Raw genomic sequence first — 5,481 nt, forward strand, 5'->3', positions numbered from 1 at the left:
AATCTTTCCCCTGTTGAATATCGTGTGAAGGCTATGTAGCTCTTTATGAGTGTCTACTTGACGGGGGGCAGATCATGTTATTTTGTTGCATTAGAAACGCTCCCGATTTTTAAAATCTGGGGCGTTTTTGAGCTGCTCATACTTCATGATTTGGCGCGGCTATTTGATATTGAAAAACGTGAGTCTGAGTCATATCTTGCTGCGTAGATACTGCATTCGCTGAAGCTCCTTAATATAAAAAGCGGTCCCTGTGGGGTGACCGCTTTCATAGTTATAGGAGGTGTCCTTGTGGTTGGATTATACCACTTGGTCATATATCATATGCTTTATACTAAAAATGTCGAGGGCGGCTATCCCTAAAATCAAAAAAGCAGCCTCGGAGTAGCAGCCGCTTAATTAGATATACGAGGTGATGGAGTGATGTATGACACAGTCTTATCGTATGTATTCGTATTAGAAAAATGAAAGGATAGCTGCTAACGCAGAAGTGTGACAGAGGCGTCCAATCTAGTAACAAAAATAGGAGGAATCAGGTACAGTGATTTTTCAACATAAAAAATCGACTGCAGTGAAGACAGCCGTGTAAAAAGTGAGGATGCCATTCCTCTATCAGTAGTAACGACGGCCACATCCACGTGGATAGCCCGGGTCGACGACGACATTTCTTGTAATGGGCTGGTAAATATGCCGCGGAACATTGACAATATGCTGCCGGTTAACGTGTACAATCGGATGAATATAAGGAACCTCACGGGGAATGTAGGAATCATGGTACACACATCGCGGTGGGCAGACTATTGGTCTCGGACAACGCATGAAAAATCACCTCCTATTCTAATAAATAGAGGCATCACCTTTTAGAAAATGATGCCTGATCCGTATACGAAGAGAACATTAACAATAACCGCCGTAACCACCAGCAAACGATGCGCCAATAATAATTAAAAGAATGAACAGAACGACCACTAATGCAAAGCCGCTTCCGTGTCCGCCATATCCTGCTCCTGCTACTGCACTCATTAATTTTCCACCTCCTTAACAAAAAGGTAGTGAAGCCATTATATAAATCAATGTCTTTTAATTGACCTATTCTATAAGATATGAATAGAGAAACGTATTCGATTAAGCGTTTGCCTCCACTGATCATCTTTTTTTGTGAAAGAGGATAGTTGCCTCGTTTCATCGGTATCATGAGGGTCCTGCGCCGGACGTAAAAAAGCGGCCCTTTTGCGGAGGCCGCTTCGCTAGTTATCGGAGGTTTCCATGAGCGAAGTTATTTCTTTCTAATTTTATCGTAGGCCTTATATTAAAACGTTGAACGACAGGATACCCAGTGCGTAGCCATTTTTCAACGGTACATTCATTAATAACGCCAGTATATGTGCGGATAGATCGTTTTAGTCCGTAATCACGACGGAAATCAACAGGCAGCAGACGAAGCAAGCCGCCAAAGCATGACAAAGAGCGCCATTTCTAAGCGATTGAGAACTCCGGGGATGGAATCGCTGAAATGGCGCCGGATCATTTAAATTAGCAACCACCCATCATTGTAGCGCCAACAATGATTAGAAGAATGAACAACACTACAATCAGCGCAAAGCCGCTGCCGCCACCGCGTTTGTAACCGCCGCCGCAACCGCAACCGCACCCAGGACCGTGACCGCCATAACCGCCGTAGTAACCACCCATATTATTTCAACTCCTTTACAGAAAGGTAGCGAAACAATTATACAAATCAATGTCTTTTAATTGATCTATAATAATTGGATCCATCTTACAGGATATGAACAAAGGAACGTATTGGATTGAGCACTTGTCTCTACTGATAGTTTTTTTGTGAAAGAGAATAATAAGTTGAATCGTTTATGCAGGCACAGGCCGTCCGCTGGATCATCCGGCACTTTCGGCCGATGTAAAAATGTTGGTGCAACCAATAAATACACAAAAGACCGGCTCCCGAAGGAAACTGGTCTAGATTAAAGTTAATAATATAAGCCCGCTTTATGGTGTCTATAAGGCGCATAAAAAAAGCTGCGGAAAGCTCCGCAGCAAAAGAAGATGGGGTTGAGTAGTACTGTGCTAGTTGTCAGAGGTTCACATTGCAACATTATCATTCGGTAAATTTATTATATGCCTTATATTAAAACGTTGAACGGCAGGTTACCCAGTATGTAGCCATTTTTTTACGGTACATTCATCAATAACGCCCGCTGATAAAGGTGAACGAATATCAAAAAAAGTGACCATTGTACGGTGGTCACTTAATGAGGTATACGAGGTGATGGACACTGTCTTATCTTATGTATACGTATTAGAAACGTGAAAGAGCGTAGCTACTTGGTGTGATAGCTACTTTTAAACATACGTATTAAAGGAAAGTTCAACAAGGATGCCCCTTGCCTAATCAATATATGTGCGGCTGGATCGCTTTATTTATCGGATCCCGGACGCAAAAAAGGCCGCGGAGGAATACCGCAGCAAAGGGGTAGATAGAGAGAACTAGCATGTAACGTGTAGTAAGGAGCCACACTGTCGCATGTTAATCGTTACCCGCTGTTGCGGAAATATAAACCATGATTGCACAATTTTTGGCATTATTCCGCAAAATACGAGCGTTTGTGGCACCGGACAGCCTGCGATAAGGTAATACGGCGTAACGAATAGCGCTATACACCTGCACGAGGGTCTGGACGGACGTAGGGGTCTAAAAACTCAGGGGGTGCGGTTTATTGCCGAACATTTCCGTAATACGGCCGATTCCAGGGGGTTCGGTAGCAATCCGTTTATGCAGGATCGTATGCAGCCGAGTGTCCATCGTTAGGCATCCGGCCGTCCACCGGCCGTCGCATTACATTACGCCAATATCAGAGGTAAACGTAGGCGTACCAACGGATCAGCGTACATCATGCATAAAATAACCATCTTTTAGTTACTTATAATAACAAAGTTACATTAAGTGAATATTTGGTGCAACAAGGATTAAACTAACTTTAAAGTTTACATAAGATCAGGCATGAGTAGTTGAAAAACGCCCCAGATCTTTAGAGAGTCTAAGGCGTTCCAAATGCAACATAAATGCTATTATGTTGTATTTACAACACTCCCTTTTTTAGAATCGGGGGTGTTTTTTTGCTGCTTATATTAAATGGTGCAGGTTTTGGCAGTACTGCAAGTTTGTGTATACAATTGATGGGTTTAGAGGTATATTTTACTAATAAAACGACAAGGTGATCATAATGAAATATACCGGAAGAATAATAACAGCAACGTTAGTCTTTATCATTAACTGTTCATATATAAGCTATTACTTTGTAGTAAAGGGACATGTAGAAATCATTGAAAAAATAGGATTGCCGGTAATGGTTTCTATTGCCTGGTGGTTTGGCAAACAGTATGATAGAGCCAAGTTTTTTTCTGAAAAGGACCCTTTAACTGAAGTTTATAACAGAAGGTTTGTTTATAAATCATTCTCTAAAATGGCCAGTAAATCAAAAAAGGATAATAGCAAGATCAACATCTTGCTTATAGACATAAATAACTTCAAGAAGATAAATGATACGTATGGTCATGAAGAGGGAGATGCCGTTTTAAAAGCAGTATCTACTACTCTTCTTGCCAATCAAAATAAATCAGAAATCATTGCAAGATGGGGTGGAGATGAGTTTGTCATTGTATCCCGATCTGATGTTTATAAAGATCAAGCAAAGATCATTGAAAAAATTGAATGTGCAGTAACAAAAGAATTGGGAAAATGTCCGGAAATTACGCCTGATTTAGGTATAGCAATAGGAGTGGCTGTATATCCAGACGAAGCAAGAACGCTAAATGAATTAATCAGTATTGCTGACAGTCACATGTATAAAGTAAAACGGAAGAATCAGAAGCCAAAAACATGGATCTAACAGCCGGTATATACTAAAAATGAAAGAATAAAAAGCGGGGATGAATGCAACATAAATGATATTTTGTTGCATCAATAAAAAGCGCTCAGAATGCCTTTTGGCTGCTTCTATTTAGATTAAAGTGAATAGAATTCATTAACTGTTTTTTTATTTAAATGTTAATATTGGAATAAAACGGTAGGTGAATGAGTGATGAAACTAAGATTAGAATTATTTGTTGAAAATATTGAGAAATCAATTGAATTCTACAGGGATGTTTTAGAATTTAATGTGTCAAAAGAAGCTGATAAAGATTATGTTCCAGTTGAACATGGGGATGTCATATTAGGTTTGGGAGGAATGAAAAATTTGCCTGAACAACATCCTCTTAAAGTTAATAATCATAATCAGAAAAATGGTTTAGGAATTGAGATTGTTTTGGAAGTTGAAGATATAAATGCTTTTTATAGCAAAATAGTTTCAAAAGGTTATCCCATCGAAACTGGGTTATCTAAAAAACCTTGGGGTTTAGAGGATTTCAGATTAATGGATCCAGACGGCTATTATTTGAGAATTACATCAATAGCAGATGAATAAGGCCTGTTTGAGAGTGCTTAATCAACAGGCTGTCCCTGCTATTGACCAGTAAAGCGTAATGCAACATAAATGCAATTTTGTTGTATTGAAAACGCCCCGGCTGCTTTTAATAGCTGGGGCATTTAATGTGCAGTATAGACGTACTGTTGAGTAACAGTTTGAGTTGTTGTGCTTTTAATGTTTTAAGAACTGTTAAACGTCAGTATTGATTTTTTATCAAAAGGAAAAAAGCCGGTTTTTAGTCCGGCTTTTCTGTTCCTTTTTGAACTAACGATACCGTTTACTTTAAACATAAAACCCTGCTCCTGATGGCTTCCCTTTCTTTCCTATAATTATATTGTTTAGTTTCTGAATGATAACCCTTCTTCCTCTAATGCAACACTAAGTTTAGGTAAAGATGATGGTCCCATTCCGTGTAATTGCAAAATCTCTTTTTCAGTAAATTTAGATAGTTGTTCCAGAGTCGTAATTCCATTGTTTTCTAATGCTCTTTTTGCTGGTGCTCCAAGTCGTGAAAGAAAGCCACTGTTAGGTTTACGTTCTTTCTCACAAGTCGGGCAGCTTGGACAGTCGCTACTTTTATAGAATTGGTGCCCCTTATCGCAAGTTCTTAAAGTTTTTGGAGTGGTCATTTATACACGGCTCCTTATAAAAAATTATTTTTAACAATCCTTTACCAAACGGATTTCTTTTCCTATACTATACTCTTTTTATGTAAATTTAATAATTTCATACTTTGACGTTAGTTTCACTGACTCATTTATTCCACAATTCTGCTTAGTTAGTTAAACAAAAAAATCTATATTATCCTTGAATGAGCTTTCTTTTAATTAAGTTATTGAAAAGCCTTTTACTCAACAGTATGGGTCTACTGTTGATCAGTAAAACAGAATGCAACATAAATGTTATTTTGTTGTATTTCATTTAAAAACCCCCGACGTTTTAAAACGTCAGAGGTTTTTTTGATGTTTCAGAAAGTTTTCTTAATTGGATTTCTTCCTTT

6 protein-coding genes are annotated in these 5,481 nt (G+C 38.7%); 2 read left to right on the top strand and 4 right to left on the bottom strand.

The window, feature by feature from the left end:
* Window positions 1-609: 609 nt before the first annotated feature.
* The 3 genes from NLX67_RS22305 to NLX67_RS22315 form a co-directional block, all read right to left on the bottom strand.
* A complete protein-coding gene (locus NLX67_RS22305; protein ID WP_254313590.1) occupies window positions 610-816 on the bottom strand; it encodes a hypothetical protein in 207 nt (68 codons plus the stop codon).
* Window positions 817-894: 78 nt separating this feature from the next.
* Complete coding sequence (locus tag NLX67_RS22310; RefSeq protein ID WP_254313591.1) at window positions 895-1,020, bottom strand: YjcZ family sporulation protein; 126 nt, start codon at window positions 1,018-1,020, stop codon at window positions 895-897.
* Between the two features lie 510 nt (window positions 1,021-1,530).
* Window positions 1,531-1,689, bottom strand: coding sequence for a YjcZ family sporulation protein (locus tag NLX67_RS22315; protein ID WP_254313592.1), 159 nt, complete (start codon window positions 1,687-1,689; stop codon window positions 1,531-1,533).
* Window positions 1,690-3,236: 1,547 nt separating this feature from the next.
* Here NLX67_RS22315 and NLX67_RS22320 point away from each other — a divergent pair.
* Window positions 3,237-3,902, top strand: a complete 666-nt coding sequence (locus NLX67_RS22320; RefSeq protein WP_254313593.1) for a GGDEF domain-containing protein — start codon at window positions 3,237-3,239, stop codon at window positions 3,900-3,902.
* A gap of 192 nt (window positions 3,903-4,094) precedes the next feature.
* Entirely contained in the window at window positions 4,095-4,478 is a 384-nt protein-coding gene (locus tag NLX67_RS22325; RefSeq protein WP_254313594.1) for a VOC family protein, read from the top strand.
* A gap of 341 nt (window positions 4,479-4,819) precedes the next feature.
* Here NLX67_RS22325 and NLX67_RS22330 read toward each other — a convergent pair whose 3' ends face one another.
* Window positions 4,820-5,110, bottom strand: a complete 291-nt coding sequence (locus tag NLX67_RS22330) for an RNA polymerase alpha subunit C-terminal domain-containing protein (RefSeq protein WP_254313595.1) — start codon at window positions 5,108-5,110, stop codon at window positions 4,820-4,822.
* Window positions 5,111-5,481 lie beyond the last annotated feature (371 nt).

Origin of the sequence: Domibacillus sp. A3M-37, assembly GCF_024213455.1 — a bacterium.
Lineage (GTDB): Bacteria > Bacillota > Bacilli > Bacillales > Domibacillaceae > Domibacillus > Domibacillus tundrae.

Coding starts and splice junctions, on each gene's coding strand:
- NLX67_RS22305 (WP_254313590.1), bottom strand. CDS start 816: ATGCGTTGTCCGAGACCAATAGTCTGCCCACCGCGATGTGTGTACCAT.
- NLX67_RS22310 (WP_254313591.1), bottom strand. CDS start 1,020: ATGAGTGCAGTAGCAGGAGCAGGATATGGCGGACACGGAAGCGGCTTT.
- NLX67_RS22315 (WP_254313592.1), bottom strand. CDS start 1,689: ATGGGTGGTTACTACGGCGGTTATGGCGGTCACGGTCCTGGGTGCGGT.
- NLX67_RS22320 (WP_254313593.1), top strand. CDS start 3,237: ATGAAATATACCGGAAGAATAATAACAGCAACGTTAGTCTTTATCATT.
- NLX67_RS22325 (WP_254313594.1), top strand. CDS start 4,095: ATGAAACTAAGATTAGAATTATTTGTTGAAAATATTGAGAAATCAATT.
- NLX67_RS22330 (WP_254313595.1), bottom strand. CDS start 5,110: ATGACCACTCCAAAAACTTTAAGAACTTGCGATAAGGGGCACCAATTC.